We start from the raw sequence: 18683 nt of genomic DNA, 5'->3' as shown, positions 1-18683 counted from the left end.
TAAAAATGCAACCGTGTACTTTGTCGATGTACCCAATGCCAAACAGTCAGAAATCCGCATTGGCTACCTTGGCTTAGCTCGCACTGATCCTGATTTTTTCCCTGCCACAGTTATGAATATGAAACTGGGTGGCAATTTTAGTGGTGATGTGAATTTGGTTCTTCGAGAAGAAAAAGGATTTACCTACGGAGCACGCACGGGTTTTAGTGGTTCAAAATTACCTGGAAAATTCACAGCTTCTTCGGGAGTTCGTTCAAATACAACCGAAGAATCAGTCAATATTTTTAAAGATCTAATGACGGCTTACCATGAGCCCATTTCTGATGAAGATTTAGATTTCACCAAGAATGTTCTTTTGAAATCTAACGCCCGTCGTTTTGAAACGTTGGGTGCCCTTCGAGGAATGATAGACAACATAGCTACTTATGGTTTCCCCTTTGATTATATCAAAGATCAAGAAGAATCTGTTCGAAGCATGACAGTTGAAAGCCATAATACATTGGCGAAGACACTGATCCGTCCAAACGAAATGATCTACTTGGTTGTTGGTGACGCCGCAACACAACTTGAAGGAATGAAATCTCTCGGGTTTGGTAATCCAATCTTATTGGATGCCAATGGTGATCCAGTCCAATAAGTGATTTACCTATCATAATCATTATAAAAAACCCTCCGTTATTTTCGGGGGGTTTTTTATAACTTCAACCATGACCCTATTCGATTCATTGAACGACTGGACACTCTTCCTTCTCATTTTCATTGCAATCTTTATTGTTTTAGGTTTGGCCGAATTTGTCCGAAATAAGCAAGGATGGCCACCTGAGTCCACGCGAAAATTTGTCCATATTTTTGTTGGACTTATAGTTTCAATTTGTCCATTTTTATTTAAATCTAATATTCAACTGATTTCTCTATCTTCATTATTTATTATAGTTAACTGGACATTACTTCGATCGGATAGATTCGCAAGTATGCACGCAACATTACGAAAAAGTTATGGTACCGTTTATTTCCCATTCGCTATTTTGCTACTATCATATTTCTGGTGGGATAAACCAATTTCCTTTATCCTTGCCATTTCAGTTTTGGCCATTGCCGATCCCATTGCAGCAGTAACCGGAGCCAAAGGACGAACAATTTATTTACCATGGCGCGACCAAAAATCCCGCCGAGGATCATTGGCCATGTTTGGCTCAACCTTCCTCATTATTATGCTGGGAACTGATTTGTTAGCGCGGGCCTATGAGGCAACTTTCTTTATTCCATTCCCTGTCCTTATTGGACTCAGTATATTCACCGCTTTTTCTGCTACTCTCGCGGAGTCAATCAGTTTTCGAGGTTCCGATAATTTATCCGTCCCACTGGTCACTTTTTTAACCTACGAGATTTTTCTGATTAATTACACCCACGGTACATTGCCTCAACTTTTGCTTTGGACAACCATTTCGTTGGCAATTTTTGCACTGGCATGGAATCGAAAAGCAGTTTCATCCAGTGGTGCAATTAGTGGTTATCTCATCGGTATTTTGGTCTTTGGCGCTGGCGGATGGCCATGGATTACACCGCTAGTATTTTTCTTTGCTTCATCTTCTATCCTGTCTCATTTGCACCATAAACAATATGCAAATCGAAATATTTTACAAATATTAGCAAATGGCGGTGTAGGCGCCATCTTTGCCATTATCTATTTTTTCTGGAATTTCCCTCCTGCTATAGTTTTATACCTCGGCGCTATTGGTGCTGCCACAGCGGATACATGGGCCACGGAAATCGGATTTTATTCCCGTTCAAAACCGCGACTCGTTCTTTCAAAAAAGATTGTAGAAAGAGGTGTATCCGGTGGGGTGACTGTAATGGGAATCTTAGGCTCAGCGCTCGGTGCATTTATCATCGGTTTCCTCGGAGAAGAAATACTAATGATGAATGACTTGTTATTACCATTAACCATCGCAGGATTAACTGGATCGTTAACCGATTCAATTCTCGGACGATTTATTCAAGCTCAATTTAAATGTCCCTCATGCGGTGAACAAACTGAGGATCGCTACCATTGTGATCAAAAAACAGAATTGATATTCGGCTCTCGGTGGATTGGTAATGATATGGTGAATTTCATCAATACGGTTGTGGGTGCAAGTGTTGCCTATTTTATCTGGATGAATTATGGATAAGACCTCACGCTATCAAAATGTATTAAGCGCAACACGCGCCGCCCTCGAAGGCTACTCCATGGAGGACATTGGTAAAATGGCTACGTTGTCATCGATCCTTAAATCTGAATTTAGTGAATGGATATTCTGTGGCTTTTATCGTGTTGTAAAACAAGACTTACTTGAGATTGGTCCTTATCAAGGAAATGTGTTAGCCTGTAGCCATATCACTTTTGGACAGGGAGTTTGCGGAGAAGCGGCTTCTGAGAGAAAAACTGTCATTATTGATGATGTGTCAACCTTTCCAGGATATATATCCTGCGATGATCAAACTGTTTCTGAAATCGTAGTTCCCATTATTAAAGATGGGAAATTAACGGCAGTTTTGGATATTGATGGAGACCGTATTGGTCAATTTGATACCACCGACCAAGACTCTCTAGAAGAACTAGTTAAACTTATATAATCAATTAAAGCGCAACGATTCGTAGGTGAATAGTTGAGTTTATCATAAAAACAAAAAACCCCGCAAAATGCGGGGTTTCAAGAGTGTTGTCGGTTACGTTTAAATTACTTTATAAACGATTAAACCAACCATAACGATGAGAGCAACGAAAATTAGGGCAACACCCATATTTCCTTTTTTAATTTCTTCCCATTCGTCAATGTCTGTTGATAGCCAATCGAAAACTTTCAGCGAAATTCCAACGCCTAAACCGAAACCGATAGCCGCAGTAATCGCCCATAGTAAAGAACGACCATACTGTGCAAACATGCCACCCCAACTGGTAGGATCTAACATTCTTCCTCCTTTTACAGTGTTTGAATTGAATCTTTTATCAAGCGCATAAACCTAGCTGAATCAATTTTACCGTCTGTTAATTGACGTATTTGTTCAGCCGTGGCCTTCGCCGTGATAATTGTACTTTGCCGAGATACGGGGATTGATACTGTTACTTCTGTATTTTCAGGCAGAATAGCCGTATATCCGGATTTTTTCTTCGCGAACGATGCTTGATGATTCATAGCCTGCCCGACGGAAATAAATCCCACGAGCATCACCATTTCGAAATTATTCCGAAGGCTTTCCATCTCTATACTGAAATGGTAAGAACCATTGGCATTCTTGGTGAGAGACATTTTCTTTTCATCAACAGTTACGCGGTAATATTTACAAGTATTAGTCACTTTCTTATAAAAAGCATAATTCGCAAAAACGAACTGTGTGCTCATTACAAAAATGGTGGCCAATGTGAGAATTTTTCTTAAGGTCATTTAATTACCATATATTATCATTAAACAGACGCTATTTTACAGGAAGACTTGTCCCCGAGTCAAGCGCCAAATACAACTTTTCCATTCTTTAATACACGCCCAATTGGATGGTTTGAAACGTAATAAGGAATATCCAAAAGTGAATCTATCTCCCAAAGGATAAGATCGGCTCTTTTTCCCACTTCGATGGAACCAATTTCATTGTCCAATCCCAATGCTTTGGCTCCGCTATAGGTAGCCGACTGCAAAGCTTCTTCCACCGTCATGTCCAAATGCATGCATGCCAAGGACATAATGAAGGGCATGGATTGAATATGACAACTCCCGGGGTTGAAGTCTGTGGCTAATGCTACCGTAATTCCCGCGTTAATTAGTTTTCGCGCCGGTGCGTAAGATGATTTGCCAAGGAAAAAGGTCGTTCCTGGTAGAAGCGTCGCCACCACATCATTCTGTGATAAAGTACGGATTCCATCTTCGCTCACTGCCATGAGGTGATCAGCTGAAAATGCGCCCACTTCACCCGCCAATTCAGCTGCGCCGGAATCGACAAATTCATCCGCATGGAGGCGTGGTTTTAAACCATGTTTCTTACCCACTTCTAAAATCCGTTTTGATTGTTCAACCGTAAAATAGCCCTTTTCACAAAATACATCATTAAATAGGGCGATACCCTGGGCCGCAACAGCAGGAATCATTTCATCACACAGAAGATCAATATAAGAATCACGATTATTGACAAATTCTTTTGGAAAGGAATGACCACCCATAAAAGTGGGTATCATTTCAATGGAATGAGATTGATTAACGGAATCTATCACATGGAGAGATTTTAATTCGGACTCAGCATCCAGACCATAACCAGACTTCGCTTCGACTGTTGTGGTTCCCATTGAAATGAAACGATCCATTCGGGATGCTACTTTTTCTTTTAATTCTTCTTTAGATGCATTTCTTACACCTTCCACACTGGATATAATTCCACCGCCCTTTTCGGCAATTTCTTCGTAGGATGAACCCGCCAGTCGCATGGCATATTCTTCGTCACGTTTATTATAGAATACTGGATGGGTATGTGAATCAACAAATCCCGCCGTAACCATTTTTCCACCACAATCGATTATATGGTCAGCATTGCCTTCACCAATTGCTGCAATTCGTCCATTTTCAATCAGGATTGATGTATTCTCGAAAGTTTGAACACCGTCTGAATTAGCTGTAACCAAACAACCGACGTTTGTAAGAATTGTCGATTTTGAATTTTGGATTGTTGATTGATGATTTTTCATTAATAATTTCAACGAGACTCCTTCAGGACGTGTCGTCCTGAACAGATAATGGATTGAGTGTCCTGTCTATTATTCATCGTTGTATTCGCAGGACGGCACGTCCTGCATGAGTGATTGAGAGATGTTTCTTCAAATTTAAACTCTAAACATACTTCCTCGTTTAGGACGTGTCGTCCTGAACAAATGAAGATGTGGAGTTATTAAAAATGAGTTCATTCTTCTTCGAATAAATTGTTAACTCTAAATGGAAATGTTTTTCCATTTAGATAAAAGGATGCACTGGAATAAGTATAATCTTCAGGTTTCTCGACCCAACCTTTTTTCACAGGATTCTCATGTAGATAATTCAACCGTTGGGTTCCCATTTCTTCCGTTTCCAAAATAATTGGTGTCTCATCATCTCTCCAAAGTTTGATATCTTGGTCTGCATTTCTTCCGGATTCTAATAAGAAATCTATCAATTCTCCTGACGATTTTATTTTCAACCCATTTTTACTAAAAAGTTTAAAAACTGGAAAACTAGATTCTTTTGAATTTAGTTTAATTAAATCAAATATTTTTTTTGTCACCGTACTTTTAAAATCCCTTGCAAAGTCACTTAACCCATATTTCTCTTGATTGAACTGGGCGATATAATGAATATGATTCGGCATAATCACATACCCATAGAATTGAACTCCGTAACCAAATCGATAGTGATTAAATGCATCTAAGATAACACTGTTTAAAGTTGTATTAATAAAAACATGAGTCCAATCTAACACAGTATGTGTTAAAAAATAGGGATTTGGGCTATCTTTTACCCAGTTACGCTTCATATATAAATATCATCCCAACTCTAAACTATTTTACCTCGTTCAGGACGTGTCGTCATGAACAGATAATGGACTCAGTGTCCTGTCTATTATTCATCGTTGTATTCGCAGGACGGCACGTCCTGCATGAGTGATTTATTTATGAATATGATAAATTCATCCTTCAATCATAGGAATATCCACATCCCAATCTTTCGCATTCTGAATCGCATCTTCGTATCCCGCGTCGGCGTGACGTAAAATTCCCATTCCCGGGTCGTTGGTTAAAACTGCTTCCAACCGCTTTTCCATTTCTGGAGTACCATCGGCACAAATCACCTGACCCGCATGAATGGCCAACCCCATACCTACACCTCCACCATGATGAATGGAAACCCAAGTTGATCCACTAGCAGCGCTAGTTAATGCATTGAGTAAAGGCCAGTCTGCAACAGCATCTGAACCATCTTTCATTGCTTCTGTTTCACGATAAGGTGACGCCACGGAGCCACAATCCAAATGATCACGGCCAATTACTACTGGCGCGGAAAGCTCCCCGCTAGCCACCATCTGATTTAACGCCACACCAAACTTGGCTCTTTGGGTATATCCTAACCAGCAAATTCGTGATGGTAATCCTTGGAATTGCACTTGTTCCCGGGCCAATTTAATCCAACGGGATAGTGTCTCATCTTCGGGAAACATGTCCAAAAGTTTTTCATCTGTCTTATAAATATCTTCCGGATCGCCGGACAAAGCCACCCATCTGAAGGGTCCTTTCCCCTCACAAAAAAGATCACGGATATAAGCCGGTACAAAACCGGGAAAATCGAATGCATTTTCGACACCCGCTTTTTTTGCTTGTCCGCGAAGATTGTTACCATAATCAAATGCAATGGCACCTTGCGCTTTCAAATCCAACATCCCCTGGCAATGTTCTGCCATGGCGCGGAAACTCTCTTTAATATACTCATCAGGATCAGATTTGCGTAATGCTAGGGCCGCTTCGTAGGTCATTCCATTGGGCACATAACCATCTAACTCATCGTGGGCAGAAGTTTGATCGGTGACCATATCTGGTACAATCCCCAATTTAGCCATTTGGGGCACAATATCGGCGGCATTCCCCTGCAGGCCAATAGATAGAGGTTCACCCTTATTCTGTGCATCACGGGCCATTGATAAGGCATCATCAAGGGAATCGGTTGCTACATTAAGATATTTTGTCTCTAACCGGCGCTGAATCCTAAATGGGTCAATTTCGATGCAAATGGTAACACCATTATTCATGGTAACGGATAGAGGCTGAGCGCCGCCCATACCACCAAGTCCAGCAGTAACTACCAATTTTCCGGTGAGATCAGAATTATAATGCTGTTTTGCTGCAGCGGCGAATGTTTCGTAAGTGCCTTGCAATATCCCTTGGGTGCCGATATATATCCACGAACCGGCGGTCATTTGACCGTACATCATGAGTCCCAGTTTATCCAATTCGTTAAAATGATCCCATGTGGCCCAGTTGGGTACAAGGTTTGAATTGGCGATGAGTACTCGTGGGGACCATGTATGCGTTTTCAATACACCTACCGGCTTCCCCGATTGAACCAATAAAGTTTCATCTTCATCCATTCGTTTTAGCGTTGCCAAAATAGAATCATAACATTCCCAATTTCGTGCAGCTTTTCCTTTACCGCCATAGACAACCAATTCATCGGGGTTTTCAGCCACATCGGGATCAAGATTGTTCTGAATCATACGATATGGCGCTTCAATCTGCCAGTTTTTACAGGAGAGTTCTGTTCCACGGGGAGCAATAATGGTCCGTTTCAACATGCAATTAAATCCTTTTATTATGCAAAAATTATGTCCGAAATTTAATCAATGCCTGACATACTCCATAACCTTACAATAGAATCTTCTATTGAAAATGTGTACCGCGCTGTGGCTTTTCCGAAAGGACTCAATGCATGGTGGACAAAATCATCGGCCGGCCATCCCGAATTGGGTGCCGAATATAAATTATATTTCAGTGATGAATATGACTGGCGCGCTATAGCATTAGAAAATGAAGAAAATGCTAAATTTGTATTAGAAATTACCCTTGCCGATGGAGATTGGACCGGGACAAAAGTCCGCTTTTTTTTGACCGAAAATAATGACGCCACTGAGCTATGCTTTGAGCATACTGGCTGGAGAGAAACCAACGACCATTTTCGTGTTTCTTCCTATTGCTGGGCGAAGTATTTGAGGCTATTGAAAGAGTATGTGGAAGAGGGAATAATTATTCCCTTTGAAGAACGATGATATATCTATCCTCGCGGGTAAAGGATTTTCTTAATCGATCGAAAGTATCGTGGATTCTGAACCATTACATTATAAGAGAAAAATGATATGCCATTAAACCGTGTCACACGCGTGTACTTTACCTTATCCACAACATGCCTCGCCGGTTGATTGTATGTGGCAATCCCCATAACAATCTTTTTTCTATATTTTGACGGAAGATTATCGTACATAATATCAATATTGGCAGCAAAATCTTTTAAATCTTTGGTATAATTCATGACCACAGCTTTGTCTAAATACCCCGCTGCCAGCCATACATCCCATTCCTGATAAAAGCGTTCTCTCGCTTGATAAAGGTTGGGCTTTACCGCCGCCGTCAATTCCATATTAGGTCGAACAGTTTCAATTAAATTTTTTGTTTCCCGAACAAGATCTGTCACCGCTTTTCTTTTGTAATCACTCCATACCGATGTGCCGGTCATTTTGGAAGGGTCTGCACTCAAATCGTTATGTTTCCTATAATAAGCAATGGCACCGGGATTTTGGCCGAAGTCTGAATCGTGATAGCGGATATAATCTAAATGAAGGCCGTCCAATTCATAATTTTCAATCAAGTCTCGAAATACCGATAATAAATAAGAATTTACTTTAGGATGATTTGGCGAAAGGTAAAAACCCTCATTTCCATTCTTACCGCCATTAAATTTCTGCATTTCCTTTTTAAGGTTCAGCTCTTCTCTCTTATTTTGATCGATCCATTCCGGATGGGAATAAAGTATGTGATCATCCTGCAAAGGCTTGACTCGCGATGACCATAATAAATAAGCATTCACCCAAGCATGCACTTGGATACCTTGTGCCTTCGCCTTTGGGATTAGATAAGCTAACGGATCGAAATCTGTATCTTTTATGAGGTGAGATTTGGGAACAAGGTCAGAGACATAATAAGCATCACCCCTGCCCCGTACTTGGACCAAAATTTGGTTAAATCGATTGAGTGTGGCGAATTGGAGCATTTTATCGATGCTCTCAGGATTGGTCATTGTATTTCGAACCACCCAAAGATAGCGATCTTTAAATTCACCACGGGATGGATTTGCTGCCCAGTTCAGGGAAAAAAGAAGGGCAACGGAAACCGCTGCCCTTAGTTGGATTTTTCTGGATTGTTTTTTCAACGAATTACTATTAGGAAGCTTCAGCCACCTGTGCTGCAGTAGCACCATCAAAATCGACCAATTCGATCAATGAAACAGAAGCACGGTCATTATCCCGAAATCCCAGTTTAATGATACGCGTATATCCGCCATTTCGTTCTGCAAAAACTGGTGCAATTTCATGAACCAATGCATGGACCACTTCTTTACGATTTAGTTTCTTCGCAATTTGGCGAATGGAATTCAAATCGCCTTTTTTGGCCTTTGTGATCAAAGGTTCAATAAAAGTGCGCAATTCCTTGGCTCGCGAATCGGTGGTTTTAATTCGTTTATGTTCAATTAAGTTGGCCGCTAAATTCTTCAGCATTGCCTTCCGATGGGAAACATTAACGCCAAGTTTACGACCTTTCTTCCGGTGTCTCATTATTCGATTAAACTTCCAGTTTTAAATATTTATCTACATCCATGCCGAAGCTGATTCCCATTTCGTCCAGCTTTTCAACCAATTCAGTGAGAGATTTTCGACCAAAGTTTTTATACTTTAGCATTTCAGCTTCTTCTTTACTGACCAATTCATAGATGTATTTGATACCAGCTGCAACAAGACAGTTATGACTCCGTACAGAAAGTTCCATTTCATCAATGGTTAAGTTCAGCAAATTACGTATGGTAATCACTTCTTCACTAATTTGTTCTGTTACTTCTAGAACTTCCGGTTTGGCGATTGCTTCAACCAAACGCAGGTGATCCCTCAATACAGTAGCAGAATAACTTATTGCATCCTGTGGTGTCACCGAACCGTCAGTTTCAACTTCAATACTCAGTATTTCAATGGGGTCTTTCGCACCCGGAACAGGTTGAATATTATAAGTTACCTTGGTTACAGGATTAAAAATACTATCGATTGCCAGTGTACCAATCGGTGCATTTGGCAGTTCATTTTCTTCAGAGGGAACATATCCTTTACCAACACCAATCCGCAATTCTAATTCAATAGATCCTTTGGCATTTAATTCAGTAATATAATGATCCAAGTTTAACACTTCAAACTGGTCCGTAGCATCCTGAATGTCTGTAGCAGTAAATGTACGTTTTCCTTTAAGGGCAATTTTGACATTATCCACATTGGATTCAGATAATTTAAAACGAACACCTTTCAAGTTTTGAATGATGTCAGCCATATCATCTTTAACACCCTCTATCGTTGAGAATTCGTGCAGAACGCCATCAACTTTTACATTGGTGATTGCGGCACCGGGCAAACTTGTCATTAATACACGACGAAGTGCATTTCCAACCGTTACGCCATAGCCTCTTTCGAGTGGTTGAATGATGAATTTACCATAAGTTTCTGAGAGTGACTTATCGTCAGTTTTGATTTTTAAATCGTATTCTTTAGCCATAAAATTCCTTAGCTTTTTATTTACTTGGAGTAAAGTTCTACTACCAATTGTTCGTTGACAGTAAGTGCCATTTCATCCCGTTCTGGCACTGCCAAAAATGTACCGGACATCTTTGATTTATCTAGTTCTAACCAGGGTAATTCAATATCACCTTTAATTCTTTTCATGGATTCCATAATCTTCTCCATCTTCCTGGACCGATCGCGGACTTGAATTACATCGCCGGGTTTAATTGAAGCAGAAGGATAATTACATTTCCTGTTGTTCAACATAAAATGAGCGTGACTTACCAATTGACGTGCCTGGGCACGGGTAGATGCCAAACCGAGACGATATACCACATTATCTAATCTGCATTCAAGTAATTGAAGCAAATTTGTACCTGTTTCGCCTGTCATTGTTTCTGCTTTGTGGAAATAATTCCGGAATTGACGTTCCAATACGCCATACATTGCTTTGATCTTTTGTTTTTCCCGTAACTGAACGCCATAGTTGGATAAACGACGGCGGCGGGTTTGACCATGCTGTCCCGGTGAATATGGTTTTTTATTTAGCAGACTATCATATTTCGGATTACCAAAAATGTTTTCACCGAATTTTCGAACTAGTTTGCCTTTTGGAATAGTTGATTTTGCCATAAAATTCTCTTTTTAAACGCGTCGTCTTTTAGGAGGACGACATCCATTATGTGGTAAAGGTGTAACGTCACGTATAGAGGTGACAACTAAACCAGCAATAGCCAATGCTCTGATGGCTGATTCCCGACCGGAACCTGGACCTTTTACTTTCACTTCTACAGTTTGCATGCCCAGGGCAACAGCTTCATTACCTACTTTTTCTGCAGCTAATGTTGCGGCAAAAGATGTACTTTTTCTTGACCCTTTAAATCCGCTGGTGCCGGCTGTAGACCATGCAACCACATTTCCAAATTTATCAGTCAATGTAATATGAGTGTTATTAAAGGTGGCCTTAATGTGAGCAATGCCTGCTGCCTCGACCGACCTTTTTTTCTTTTTCTTTTTAATATCTTTGTTTGGTTTAGCCAATTCAATACCTATTCTTTTGATCCAAGACCGATTGTACGGCGTTTCCCTTTACGGGTTCTGGAATTTGTTTTAGTTCGTTGCCCGTTAACGGGTAAACCGCGACGGTGACGTAACCCCTGATAACAACCAATATCTCTTTTACGCTTTATATTCATGGAAACTTGAGTCCGCTGCTCACCTTCCACTTTGATCTCTAGAGCTGAGATTGCATCACGAACAGATGAAACCTCATCTTCGGATAAATCTCTAACCCGAGTATCTTTATTTATCTTTGCGTGATCGCAAATCTTATTCGCCAGGGTTAACCCAATACCATGGATGTAACACAGCGAAAAAGGAACTTTCTTTTCGCGAGGAATATCAATACCTGATATACGTGCCATTTCTTTCTCCTAACCTTGTCTCTGTTTGTGTTTTGGATTTTCGCAAATGACCCTCACCACACCCTTGCGGCGAATGACTTTGCATTTGGCACAAATTTTCTTAACTGAAGATCTTACTTTCATAACTCCCTACTTATTTCGGTAAGTAATACGTCCCCGGGATAAATCATATGGTGAAATCTCTAATTTCACTACATCACCCGGTAAAATTTTTATAAAATGCATACGCATTTTTCCACTAACATGAGCGAGGACTTCATGGGTTGAATCACCAATTTCAACCTCAACTCTAAACATTGCATTAGGCAGTGTTTCTTTAATAATTCCTTCTACCTGGATGGCTTGTTCTTTAGCCAAGTACTTTTTCCCCTTCACTGAGAATTACAGGCCCATTTGCTGTAATTGCAATTGTATGTTCAAAATGAGCAGATGCTTCACCATCAAGCGTACGGATAGTCCAACCATCAGCATCTGTTTTAATTTCTTTTACACCCATATTAATCATAGGCTCAATTGCTATACACATTCCTTCACGAAGTCTATATCCCTGTTTAGGCTCACCATAATTCGGCACTTGAGGCTCTTCATGAAGTTTCGTTCCTATACCATGTCCAACTAATTCTCGGACAACTGAATAGCCATACTGTTCTACAAAAGATTGGATAGCATAACCAATATCGGATACATAATTCCCCGGTTTTGCTTCCGCAATTCCTCTCAAAAGAGATTCGCGCGTAATATCCATTAATTGTTGTTTTTCTTCAGAAATAGTTCCCACTGCAAATGTCCGAGCGTGATCGCCAAAGTAACCGTCTTTTTCAGCACCACAGTCAACACCAACAATTTGACCTTCTTCAAGAACGCGATCTGTCGGTATGCCATGAACCACTTCATCGTCTACAGATACACATAAAGTAGCCGGGAATCCCATATATCCCTTAAAAGCCGGACGAGCTCCTCGGGAACGAATAAATTCTTCTGCCATCTCATCCAATTCAAGAATGCTTGCGTCTGGCACAATATATTCACTTAGCATTTCCAATGTATCCGCGACAATCTGGCAACTTATGTTAACCAGGTCAATCTCGCGTTGTGTTCGAATACGAACCATTACATCCGTCTCCGACCGCGAATTTTACCTTTGCTTAAGAAACCATCATAATGACGACTCATAAGATGAGATTCAATTTGCTGTAATGTATCTAAGGCAACACCCACAATAATCAATAGACTAGTTCCACCAAAGAATGAAGCAAGATCATAACTTACATCCATGGCTTGCATGAGTATGTAAGGAAAAATAGCTACCAATGCCAAGGCAAAGGAGCCGGGTAACGTTACCCTTGATAAAATATTGTCAATATATTCTGCTGTCTTTTTACCTGGACGAATTCCGGGAATAAATCCACCATGCTGTTTCATCTGCTGAGACACTTGGTTCGGATCAAAAGCTATAGCTGTATAAAAATAGGTAAAAAATACAATCATGATGCCAAACACAATCCAATATACCGGATGATCAAATGAAAACCAACGCAGTACACCCTGCATAAATTCATTATCACCAAAAAATGTAGCAACAGTGCTGGGAATGAACATAATTGATTGTGCAAAAATAATTGGCATAACACCAGCCGTATTAACCTTTAATGGAATATGGGTGGACTGGCCACCATAAACTTTACGTCCCACAACACGCTTGGCATAAGAAACTGGAATTTTTCGTGTCCCCTGAGTCAAGAGAACTACAAATGCAATTATGGCAAACATAATTCCAACAAGAATTACTTCACTTAAAAGGCCACGAACACCTTCACTAATCAATGTAATTTCACTCACGATCACATTCGGAATCCGTGAAACGATACCAACCATAATAATCAAAGAGATACCATTTCCGATACCACGTTCTGTTATCCGTTCACCTAACCACATAAGTAAAATAACACCGGTAATTAAACTGACCATTCCAGTGAAAATAAAACCAAAACCTGGGTTAATAACTACCGACTGTCCCCCGGAAGACATGGATGGCAGTAATACAGCTACAATTCCGTAAGCCTGCATAGCACCAATTAATACCGTAATATAACGGGTTACTTGTGTAATCTTTTTTCGTCCGGCTTCTCCTTCTTTTTGGAGACGCTGGAAATAAGGTACAACAGTACTCATAAGCTGAATTATAATCGATGCTGAGATGTATGGCATAATTCCCAGTGCAAACAAGGTGGCCTTTTCAAATGCACCACCAGCAAACATATTGTACAATCCAAATAGAGTATTTTGCAATCCCTGGAATGCAAGGGCCAATACTTCGCCATCAATACCGGGAATTGGAATATGTGCCCCTAAACGTACGACAACGAGAACTCCTAGAGTAAAGAGGATCCTTCTCCGAAGTTCAGGAATTACAAAAATATTTTTGAATTTATCAATCACTATTCGGTTACCGATCCACCAACTTTTTCAATTTTTTCTTTGGCAGAAGCACTAAAAGCATCAGCAGATACATTTAATTTTTTTGTTAATTCACCGTCACCCAAAATTTTAATGGGACGCATAGCATAACGAACCAGACCATTAGCCTTTAAAACTGTAGCATCAACTGTATCCACATCTAAACTTTCAAGATCAGATACATTCACCAATTGAAATTCTTTTTTGAATAAATAGTTTGAGAAACCACGCTTTGGGACACGGCGATGCAATGGCATCTGACCACCCTCGAACCATGCGCGACGTTTTGAACCTGAACGGGAATGATAACCATTATCACCCCGACCGGCATTTCTTCCTAGCCCTGACCCATGACCGCGACCCACGCGTTTTTTGCTATGAGTTGCACCATCTGTTGGTCTTAATTCACCAAGTTTCATCAGCTTTCCTCAACCTTCACTAAATAATCCACACGGCTAATCATACCACGAAGCACTGGAGAATCTACCTGCTCTATAGTTTGATGTATTTTACGCAAACCTAAGGCCTTTAAAGTGGCTTTTGCTTTTTGCTTATACCCGATAGGACTTTTAATCTGAGTAATTTTTATAGTTTTTGCTTTGGCCATTATTAACTAAACACTTCCTTGATTGTTATACCACGTTTGTTGGCCACACTAACTGCATCTTGCAAATCCATCAATGCTTGGATAGTAGCCTTGGTAACATTCATTGGATTGTTTGATCCAAATCGCTTTGTTAAAATATTGTTTACACCCACCTGTTCCATTACAGCGCGAACAGCAGCACCAGCTATAATACCGGTACCGGGAGCAGCTGGTTTCAGCATCACTTTGCTTGCACCATAACGGGATATAATTTTGTGAGGTATTGTACCATTTACTATAGCAACCTTAACCATGCTTTGTTTTGCATTTTCTTTCGCCTTATTGATGGCGGTCATGACTTCACCGGCTTTTCCTTGCCCAATGCCAACATGTCCATTACCATCACCAACGACGACCAAGGCGCCAAAGCTGAAATTTTTTCCCCTTGAAGTTACCTTTGCAACACGCGTTACACGTACAACAGCTTCTTCTTTAAGGTCCAGTTCTGCAGGATTAATCATATATTTTTTCTATTCTTTAGAATTCCAGGCCAGCTTTACGCGCAGCGTCAGCTACTGCTTTTACGCGGCCTTGGTAAGGATGTCCATTTCTATCAAATACAACTTTACTGACTTTATTTTCAATGGCGCGTTCTGCTACTGCAGTGCCCACTAAAACACTGACGTCAGTTTTTGATTCAGCTTTAGCTACATCTGCGGACATATTTTTATCCAGGGATGAAGCTGCTGCTAATGTTGATCCGCTCAAATCATCAATGATTTGGGCGCGAATATGTTTGTTAGAACGATATACAACCAGTCGCGGTCTGTCGGGATGTCCGACATTTTTGCCTTTACTGCGATTCCGCCTACGCTGGTTACGTATTTCTGTTGCTGATATTTTTTTCATTAAGCACCACTACCAACGGTTTTACCTTGTTTTGAACGCACAAATTCGTTTTTATAACGAATCCCTTTACCTTTGTAAGGTTCAGGTTTACGGAATGAACGAATCTTTGCCGAAACTTCACCGACTAACTGTTTGTTAATTCCAGAAACAGTTATTTCAGTTCGGTTGGTTTTGATATCAATTTCTCCCGGTGGTTCAAAATAAATATCGTGAGAATAACCAAGCTGCATCACAAGGAATTTTCCCTGCATATTGGCTTGATAACCCACGCCTCTAATTTCTAATTCTTTTGAGAATCCTTCCGAAACGCCCTGAATGCCATTTGCAATCAATTGACGCGTCGTACCATGAAGCGAACGATGAGAACGGGAATCAGAAGGACGATCAACTACAATCGAATCATTTTCCTGTTTCAACAACATTTCAGCATGGACGGGTACATTCAAAGATCCTTTCGGACCTTTTATCCCAACTATTTTGCCACTCAAACTAATGGTGACACTTTCGGGGACTTCGATAACTTTTCTACCAATTCTTGACATAAATCTTTACCAGACCTTGCATAATATTTCGCCACCGATGCCCATGCGTTTAGCAGCTTTATTTGATACGACACCTTTCGATGTAGACAAAATTGAAATACCCAGTCCATCTAAAACGCGTGGAATTTCTCCTTGCCCAACATAAACACGGAGTCCCGGTTTACTCACCCGTTCAATACCTGTGATTACTGCTTTTCCACGATAATCATATTTCAGAAAAACACGGACAAAAGATTTTACACCATTCTCAACAAACATAAAGTCTTCGATATACTTTTCTTCTTTCAATACGAAAGCAATACGCTTTTTTAGATTGGATGCGGGGATATCAACAAATCGTTTATCCACCGCCATTCCATTCCGAATGCGAGTAAGCATATCAGCAATTGGATCAGTCATAGCCATAATCTATTCCTCCTACCAGCTTGCCTTGGTCACTCCAGGGATTTCTCCCTTAAGCGCCATTTCTCTAAAACAAATACGACAAAGACCAAATTTTCTCAAAAACCCATCAGGACGACCGCAATTAAAACAGCGGTTATATCCACGAGAACTAAACTTTGGTTTTCTTTTTGCCTTTACAATGAGTGATTTTCTAGCCATTAAGCAGCCTCAATAACCTCTTCTTGTTTCACCGGCTTATCCCGCAAAGGAAGACCGGTCAATTTCAACAGCCAATACGCTTCATCGTTGGTTTTCGCTGTTGTTGTAAATGAAATATCCATACCACGGATACTATCTATTTTATCATAATTAATCTCTGTAAAAATGATCTGTTCTTTCACACCGAAAGTATAATTTCCGCTACCATCAAAGGATTTAAATGACAATCCTCTAAAATCACGGGTTCGTGGAAGAGCTATACTAATTAGCCTTTCCAAAAATTCATACATACGATTTCCGCGAATTGTTACTTTGCATCCAACGGGAAATCCTTTTCTAATTTTAAAATTAGAAATATCTTTTCGTGCTTTTGTCACAACAGGCTTTTGGCACGAAATTAAAGTTAATTCCTGAATGGCACTTTCCAATTTCTTGGGATGGTCCTTCGCATCACCAATACCCATATTTATAGAAATATGGGAGATACGGGGAACTTCCATTATATTGGTATAATTGAAACGCTCCATCATACCAGCCACAACATTATCCCTATATTTCTGCTTTAGCGCCGGTGTATATTGTGTTTTTTTCTTATCAGTCATTTTTATGAACCAATCTCTTCGCCGGTTCTTTTGGCGATACGCACTTTAGTACCATCATCTAATTTTTTATAACCGATGCGCGTTGTTTTACCACCTTGGACCAACATAACATTTGAAACGTGCATTGCTGCTTCTCTTTCAACAATTCCACCCTGAGGATTATCCTGAGAGGGACGTGTGTGACGCTTAATAAAATTAACGCCTTCTACTATAATTCTATTTTTTTTCGGAAAAACATGGAGAATTTTACCTTCTTCACCGCGATGATTTCCCCTAATAACCCGGACAGTCATACCTTTTTTAATTTTCATTAAAGTACCTCCGGTGCCATTGACACTATTTTCATATAACCGCTATCACGCAATTCACGTGCAACCGGACCTAAAACACGGGTACCACGCGGTTCGCCGGCAGAAGTCAATAGCACGGCCGCGTTATCGTCAAAACGGATGTAAGATCCATCAGCTCGCCGTACTTCTTTGGTTGTCCGCACAACAACGGCGCGAGTAACTTGTCCCTTTTTAACAATGCCACCTGGGATGGCCTGTTTAACCGTAACAACAATCATATCGCCAACGGTAGCATAGCGACGACGACTGCCACCCAAAACTTTGAAGCATAACACTTCTCGGGCGCCTGAGTTATCGGCTACTTTAAGTCTAGTTTCTTGTTGAATCACTTCAATTATCCAATTTTTACGGATTCACGAATAATTTCACTCACACGCCACCGCTTAGTTTTACTCATCGGGCGCATGGCACTGATTTTCACAACATCGCCCATTTTAGGTGATATTGATTCAACATGTGCATTGAATTTCTTAAATCTCTTTACGTATTTTTTATATACTGGATGTGGAATTTTCCGTGTAACCTGGACAACGACAGTCTTTTCCATTTTATCACTGACTACTTCCCCAACCATGGTCTGTCTTTTTCTTTCAGCCACGATTATTTCTCATCCTTTCCGCCACGCAGTCCAAGGTCAAATTCATTTTTAACCGTTTTTAACTGGGCGATTTCTTTTTTCAAATGTTTTATCCGAATTGGATTTTCTAACTGCTGCAAAGCTTTTTGAAAATGTAAATTCTGCAAATCTTCAAGATTGTCATGTAATTTAGTTTCAATATCTGCCAGCGATAAATCGTTTAATTCTTGTCTTTTCATCAGACTTCTCTGCGACCTACAATTTTTGTTTTAATCGGAAG

General features: G+C 40.3%; 31 protein-coding genes. 4 read left to right on the top strand and 27 right to left on the bottom strand.

Annotation, left to right across the window (positions count from 1 at the left end):
- From HN459_04610 to HN459_04600, 3 genes are all read left to right on the top strand, one after another.
- Window positions 1–637 (top strand): insulinase family protein (locus HN459_04610; protein MBT3478727.1); only part of this gene is annotated, 637 nt, incomplete at its 5' end.
- 70 nt (window positions 638–707) lie between these two features.
- Entirely contained in the window at window positions 708–2171 is a 1464-nt protein-coding gene (locus HN459_04605) for a DUF92 domain-containing protein (GenBank protein MBT3478726.1), read from the top strand.
- The gene (locus HN459_04600) at window positions 2164–2616 is read left to right on the top strand and encodes a GAF domain-containing protein (GenBank protein MBT3478725.1); all 453 of its coding nucleotides are present in this window, start codon (window positions 2164–2166) and stop codon (window positions 2614–2616) included. Before HN459_04605 ends, HN459_04600 begins: the two co-directional genes overlap by 8 nt.
- A gap of 99 nt (window positions 2617–2715) precedes the next feature.
- Here the strand turns inward: HN459_04600 and HN459_04595 are convergent, their stop codons facing one another.
- The 5 genes from HN459_04595 to hutU form a co-directional block, all read right to left on the bottom strand.
- Window positions 2716–2952, bottom strand: coding sequence for a DUF350 domain-containing protein (locus HN459_04595; protein MBT3478724.1), 237 nt, complete (start codon window positions 2950–2952; stop codon window positions 2716–2718).
- A gap of 11 nt (window positions 2953–2963) precedes the next feature.
- Window positions 2964–3425, bottom strand: coding sequence for a hypothetical protein (locus HN459_04590; GenBank protein ID MBT3478723.1), 462 nt, complete (start codon window positions 3423–3425; stop codon window positions 2964–2966).
- A 59-nt stretch (window positions 3426–3484) separates the two neighbouring features.
- Window positions 3485–4711, bottom strand: coding sequence for an imidazolonepropionase (locus HN459_04585; GenBank protein ID MBT3478722.1), 1227 nt, complete (start codon window positions 4709–4711; stop codon window positions 3485–3487).
- A 212-nt stretch (window positions 4712–4923) separates the two neighbouring features.
- Window positions 4924–5529: a hypothetical protein gene (locus HN459_04580; protein ID MBT3478721.1), complete on the bottom strand. Its 606-nt coding sequence runs from the start codon at window positions 5527–5529 to the stop codon at window positions 4924–4926.
- Between the two features lie 153 nt (window positions 5530–5682).
- Window positions 5683–7335, bottom strand: a complete 1653-nt coding sequence (gene hutU, locus HN459_04575) for a urocanate hydratase (GenBank protein ID MBT3478720.1) — start codon at window positions 7333–7335, stop codon at window positions 5683–5685.
- A gap of 51 nt (window positions 7336–7386) precedes the next feature.
- On the opposite strand from hutU, the gene HN459_04570 reads away from it, so the two are divergent.
- On the top strand, window positions 7387–7809 hold the full coding sequence (locus tag HN459_04570; GenBank protein MBT3478719.1) for an SRPBCC domain-containing protein: 423 nt from the start codon (window positions 7387–7389) through the stop codon (window positions 7807–7809).
- Between the two features lie 5 nt (window positions 7810–7814).
- Here the strand turns inward: HN459_04570 and HN459_04565 are convergent, their stop codons facing one another.
- The 22 genes from HN459_04565 to rpmC are packed head-to-tail and all read right to left on the bottom strand — an operon-like array spanning window position 7815 to window position 18642.
- On the bottom strand, window positions 7815–8966 hold the full coding sequence (locus HN459_04565) for a family 10 glycosylhydrolase (GenBank protein ID MBT3478718.1): 1152 nt from the start codon (window positions 8964–8966) through the stop codon (window positions 7815–7817).
- 10 nt (window positions 8967–8976) lie between these two features.
- Window positions 8977–9369: a 50S ribosomal protein L17 gene (gene rplQ, locus HN459_04560; GenBank protein MBT3478717.1), complete on the bottom strand. Its 393-nt coding sequence runs from the start codon at window positions 9367–9369 to the stop codon at window positions 8977–8979.
- A gap of 7 nt (window positions 9370–9376) precedes the next feature.
- On the bottom strand, window positions 9377–10348 hold the full coding sequence (locus HN459_04555; GenBank protein MBT3478716.1) for a DNA-directed RNA polymerase subunit alpha: 972 nt from the start codon (window positions 10346–10348) through the stop codon (window positions 9377–9379).
- Between the two features lie 20 nt (window positions 10349–10368).
- Window positions 10369–10986 carry a 30S ribosomal protein S4 gene (rpsD, locus tag HN459_04550; GenBank protein ID MBT3478715.1) on the bottom strand — a complete coding sequence of 206 codons (618 nt, stop codon included), beginning with the start codon at window positions 10984–10986 and terminating at the stop codon, window positions 10369–10371.
- Window positions 10987–10998: 12 nt separating this feature from the next.
- Entirely contained in the window at window positions 10999–11394 is a 396-nt protein-coding gene (gene rpsK / locus HN459_04545; GenBank protein MBT3478714.1) for a 30S ribosomal protein S11, read from the bottom strand.
- An 8-nt stretch (window positions 11395–11402) separates the two neighbouring features.
- Window positions 11403–11777: a 30S ribosomal protein S13 gene (gene rpsM, locus HN459_04540; protein MBT3478713.1), complete on the bottom strand. Its 375-nt coding sequence runs from the start codon at window positions 11775–11777 to the stop codon at window positions 11403–11405.
- A gap of 9 nt (window positions 11778–11786) precedes the next feature.
- On the bottom strand, window positions 11787–11900 hold the full coding sequence (gene rpmJ / locus HN459_04535) for a 50S ribosomal protein L36 (GenBank protein MBT3478712.1): 114 nt from the start codon (window positions 11898–11900) through the stop codon (window positions 11787–11789).
- Between the two features lie 6 nt (window positions 11901–11906).
- Entirely contained in the window at window positions 11907–12134 is a 228-nt protein-coding gene (gene infA / locus HN459_04530; protein MBT3478711.1) for a translation initiation factor IF-1, read from the bottom strand.
- Complete coding sequence (map, locus tag HN459_04525) at window positions 12127–12888, bottom strand: type I methionyl aminopeptidase (GenBank protein MBT3478710.1); 762 nt, start codon at window positions 12886–12888, stop codon at window positions 12127–12129. The genes infA and map overlap by 8 nt, the downstream gene beginning before the upstream one ends.
- Window positions 12888–14216, bottom strand: coding sequence for a preprotein translocase subunit SecY (gene secY, locus HN459_04520; protein MBT3478709.1), 1329 nt, complete (start codon window positions 14214–14216; stop codon window positions 12888–12890). Before secY ends, map begins: the two co-directional genes overlap by 1 nt.
- Window positions 14216–14653: a 50S ribosomal protein L15 gene (gene rplO / locus HN459_04515; GenBank protein ID MBT3478708.1), complete on the bottom strand. Its 438-nt coding sequence runs from the start codon at window positions 14651–14653 to the stop codon at window positions 14216–14218. Before rplO ends, secY begins: the two co-directional genes overlap by 1 nt.
- Window positions 14653–14841, bottom strand: coding sequence for a 50S ribosomal protein L30 (rpmD, locus tag HN459_04510; protein ID MBT3478707.1), 189 nt, complete (start codon window positions 14839–14841; stop codon window positions 14653–14655). The genes rplO and rpmD overlap by 1 nt, the downstream gene beginning before the upstream one ends.
- A gap of 2 nt (window positions 14842–14843) precedes the next feature.
- Window positions 14844–15341 (bottom strand): 30S ribosomal protein S5, encoded by a 498-nt coding sequence (rpsE, locus tag HN459_04505; protein ID MBT3478706.1) that lies wholly within the window; start codon window positions 15339–15341, stop codon window positions 14844–14846.
- A 16-nt stretch (window positions 15342–15357) separates the two neighbouring features.
- Complete coding sequence (locus tag HN459_04500) at window positions 15358–15729, bottom strand: 50S ribosomal protein L18 (protein MBT3478705.1); 372 nt, start codon at window positions 15727–15729, stop codon at window positions 15358–15360.
- Window positions 15729–16271, bottom strand: a complete 543-nt coding sequence (rplF, locus tag HN459_04495; protein ID MBT3478704.1) for a 50S ribosomal protein L6 — start codon at window positions 16269–16271, stop codon at window positions 15729–15731. Before rplF ends, HN459_04500 begins: the two co-directional genes overlap by 1 nt.
- A 6-nt stretch (window positions 16272–16277) precedes the next feature.
- Window positions 16278–16676, bottom strand: a complete 399-nt coding sequence (gene rpsH, locus HN459_04490) for a 30S ribosomal protein S8 (GenBank protein ID MBT3478703.1) — start codon at window positions 16674–16676, stop codon at window positions 16278–16280.
- A gap of 12 nt (window positions 16677–16688) precedes the next feature.
- The gene (locus tag HN459_04485; protein MBT3478702.1) at window positions 16689–16874 is read right to left on the bottom strand and encodes a type Z 30S ribosomal protein S14; all 186 of its coding nucleotides are present in this window, start codon (window positions 16872–16874) and stop codon (window positions 16689–16691) included.
- Window positions 16874–17476 carry a 50S ribosomal protein L5 gene (gene rplE / locus HN459_04480; protein MBT3478701.1) on the bottom strand — a complete coding sequence of 201 codons (603 nt, stop codon included), beginning with the start codon at window positions 17474–17476 and terminating at the stop codon, window positions 16874–16876. Before rplE ends, HN459_04485 begins: the two co-directional genes overlap by 1 nt.
- A gap of 2 nt (window positions 17477–17478) precedes the next feature.
- A complete protein-coding gene (gene rplX, locus HN459_04475) occupies window positions 17479–17787 on the bottom strand; it encodes a 50S ribosomal protein L24 (GenBank protein MBT3478700.1) in 309 nt (102 codons plus the stop codon).
- Complete coding sequence (rplN, locus tag HN459_04470) at window positions 17787–18155, bottom strand: 50S ribosomal protein L14 (protein ID MBT3478699.1); 369 nt, start codon at window positions 18153–18155, stop codon at window positions 17787–17789. Before rplN ends, rplX begins: the two co-directional genes overlap by 1 nt.
- A gap of 5 nt (window positions 18156–18160) precedes the next feature.
- The gene (rpsQ, locus tag HN459_04465; GenBank protein MBT3478698.1) at window positions 18161–18400 is read right to left on the bottom strand and encodes a 30S ribosomal protein S17; all 240 of its coding nucleotides are present in this window, start codon (window positions 18398–18400) and stop codon (window positions 18161–18163) included.
- A gap of 26 nt (window positions 18401–18426) precedes the next feature.
- Window positions 18427–18642: a 50S ribosomal protein L29 gene (gene rpmC, locus HN459_04460; GenBank protein MBT3478697.1), complete on the bottom strand. Its 216-nt coding sequence runs from the start codon at window positions 18640–18642 to the stop codon at window positions 18427–18429.
- Between the last annotated feature and the right edge of the window lie 41 nt (window positions 18643–18683).

This window comes from Candidatus Neomarinimicrobiota bacterium (genome assembly GCA_018647265.1).
In the GTDB taxonomy this organism is placed as follows: domain Bacteria; phylum Fidelibacterota; class Marinisomatia; order Marinisomatales; family TCS55; genus TCS55.
This window is presented reverse-complemented; position numbering and strand designations above follow the sequence as displayed.

Excerpts from the sequence above, each read along its gene's own strand:
- HN459_04605 (MBT3478726.1), top strand. The coding sequence starts at position 708 with ATGACCCTATTCGATTCATTGAACGACTGGACACTCTTCCTTCTCATT.
- HN459_04600 (MBT3478725.1), top strand. The coding sequence starts at position 2,164 with ATGGATAAGACCTCACGCTATCAAAATGTATTAAGCGCAACACGCGCC.
- HN459_04595 (MBT3478724.1), bottom strand. The coding sequence starts at position 2,952 with ATGTTAGATCCTACCAGTTGGGGTGGCATGTTTGCACAGTATGGTCGT.
- HN459_04590 (MBT3478723.1), bottom strand. The coding sequence starts at position 3,425 with ATGACCTTAAGAAAAATTCTCACATTGGCCACCATTTTTGTAATGAGC.
- HN459_04585 (MBT3478722.1), bottom strand. The coding sequence starts at position 4,711 with ATGAAAAATCATCAATCAACAATCCAAAATTCAAAATCGACAATTCTT.
- HN459_04580 (MBT3478721.1), bottom strand. The coding sequence starts at position 5,529 with ATGAAGCGTAACTGGGTAAAAGATAGCCCAAATCCCTATTTTTTAACA.
- HN459_04570 (MBT3478719.1), top strand. The coding sequence starts at position 7,387 with ATGCCTGACATACTCCATAACCTTACAATAGAATCTTCTATTGAAAAT.
- rplQ (MBT3478717.1), bottom strand. The coding sequence starts at position 9,369 with ATGAGACACCGGAAGAAAGGTCGTAAACTTGGCGTTAATGTTTCCCAT.
- HN459_04555 (MBT3478716.1), bottom strand. The coding sequence starts at position 10,348 with ATGGCTAAAGAATACGATTTAAAAATCAAAACTGACGATAAGTCACTC.
- rpsD (MBT3478715.1), bottom strand. The coding sequence starts at position 10,986 with ATGGCAAAATCAACTATTCCAAAAGGCAAACTAGTTCGAAAATTCGGT.
- rpsM (MBT3478713.1), bottom strand. The coding sequence starts at position 11,777 with ATGGCACGTATATCAGGTATTGATATTCCTCGCGAAAAGAAAGTTCCT.
- rpmJ (MBT3478712.1), bottom strand. The coding sequence starts at position 11,900 with ATGAAAGTAAGATCTTCAGTTAAGAAAATTTGTGCCAAATGCAAAGTC.
- map (MBT3478710.1), bottom strand. The coding sequence starts at position 12,888 with ATGGTTCGTATTCGAACACAACGCGAGATTGACCTGGTTAACATAAGT.
- rplO (MBT3478708.1), bottom strand. The coding sequence starts at position 14,653 with ATGAAACTTGGTGAATTAAGACCAACAGATGGTGCAACTCATAGCAAA.
- rpmD (MBT3478707.1), bottom strand. The coding sequence starts at position 14,841 with ATGGCCAAAGCAAAAACTATAAAAATTACTCAGATTAAAAGTCCTATC.
- rpsE (MBT3478706.1), bottom strand. The coding sequence starts at position 15,341 with ATGATTAATCCTGCAGAACTGGACCTTAAAGAAGAAGCTGTTGTACGT.
- HN459_04500 (MBT3478705.1), bottom strand. The coding sequence starts at position 15,729 with ATGAAAAAAATATCAGCAACAGAAATACGTAACCAGCGTAGGCGGAAT.
- rplF (MBT3478704.1), bottom strand. The coding sequence starts at position 16,271 with ATGTCAAGAATTGGTAGAAAAGTTATCGAAGTCCCCGAAAGTGTCACC.
- rpsH (MBT3478703.1), bottom strand. The coding sequence starts at position 16,676 with ATGGCTATGACTGATCCAATTGCTGATATGCTTACTCGCATTCGGAAT.
- HN459_04485 (MBT3478702.1), bottom strand. The coding sequence starts at position 16,874 with ATGGCTAGAAAATCACTCATTGTAAAGGCAAAAAGAAAACCAAAGTTT.
- rplE (MBT3478701.1), bottom strand. The coding sequence starts at position 17,476 with ATGACTGATAAGAAAAAAACACAATATACACCGGCGCTAAAGCAGAAA.
- rplX (MBT3478700.1), bottom strand. The coding sequence starts at position 17,787 with ATGAAAATTAAAAAAGGTATGACTGTCCGGGTTATTAGGGGAAATCAT.
- rpsQ (MBT3478698.1), bottom strand. The coding sequence starts at position 18,400 with ATGGTTGGGGAAGTAGTCAGTGATAAAATGGAAAAGACTGTCGTTGTC.
- rpmC (MBT3478697.1), bottom strand. The coding sequence starts at position 18,642 with ATGAAAAGACAAGAATTAAACGATTTATCGCTGGCAGATATTGAAACT.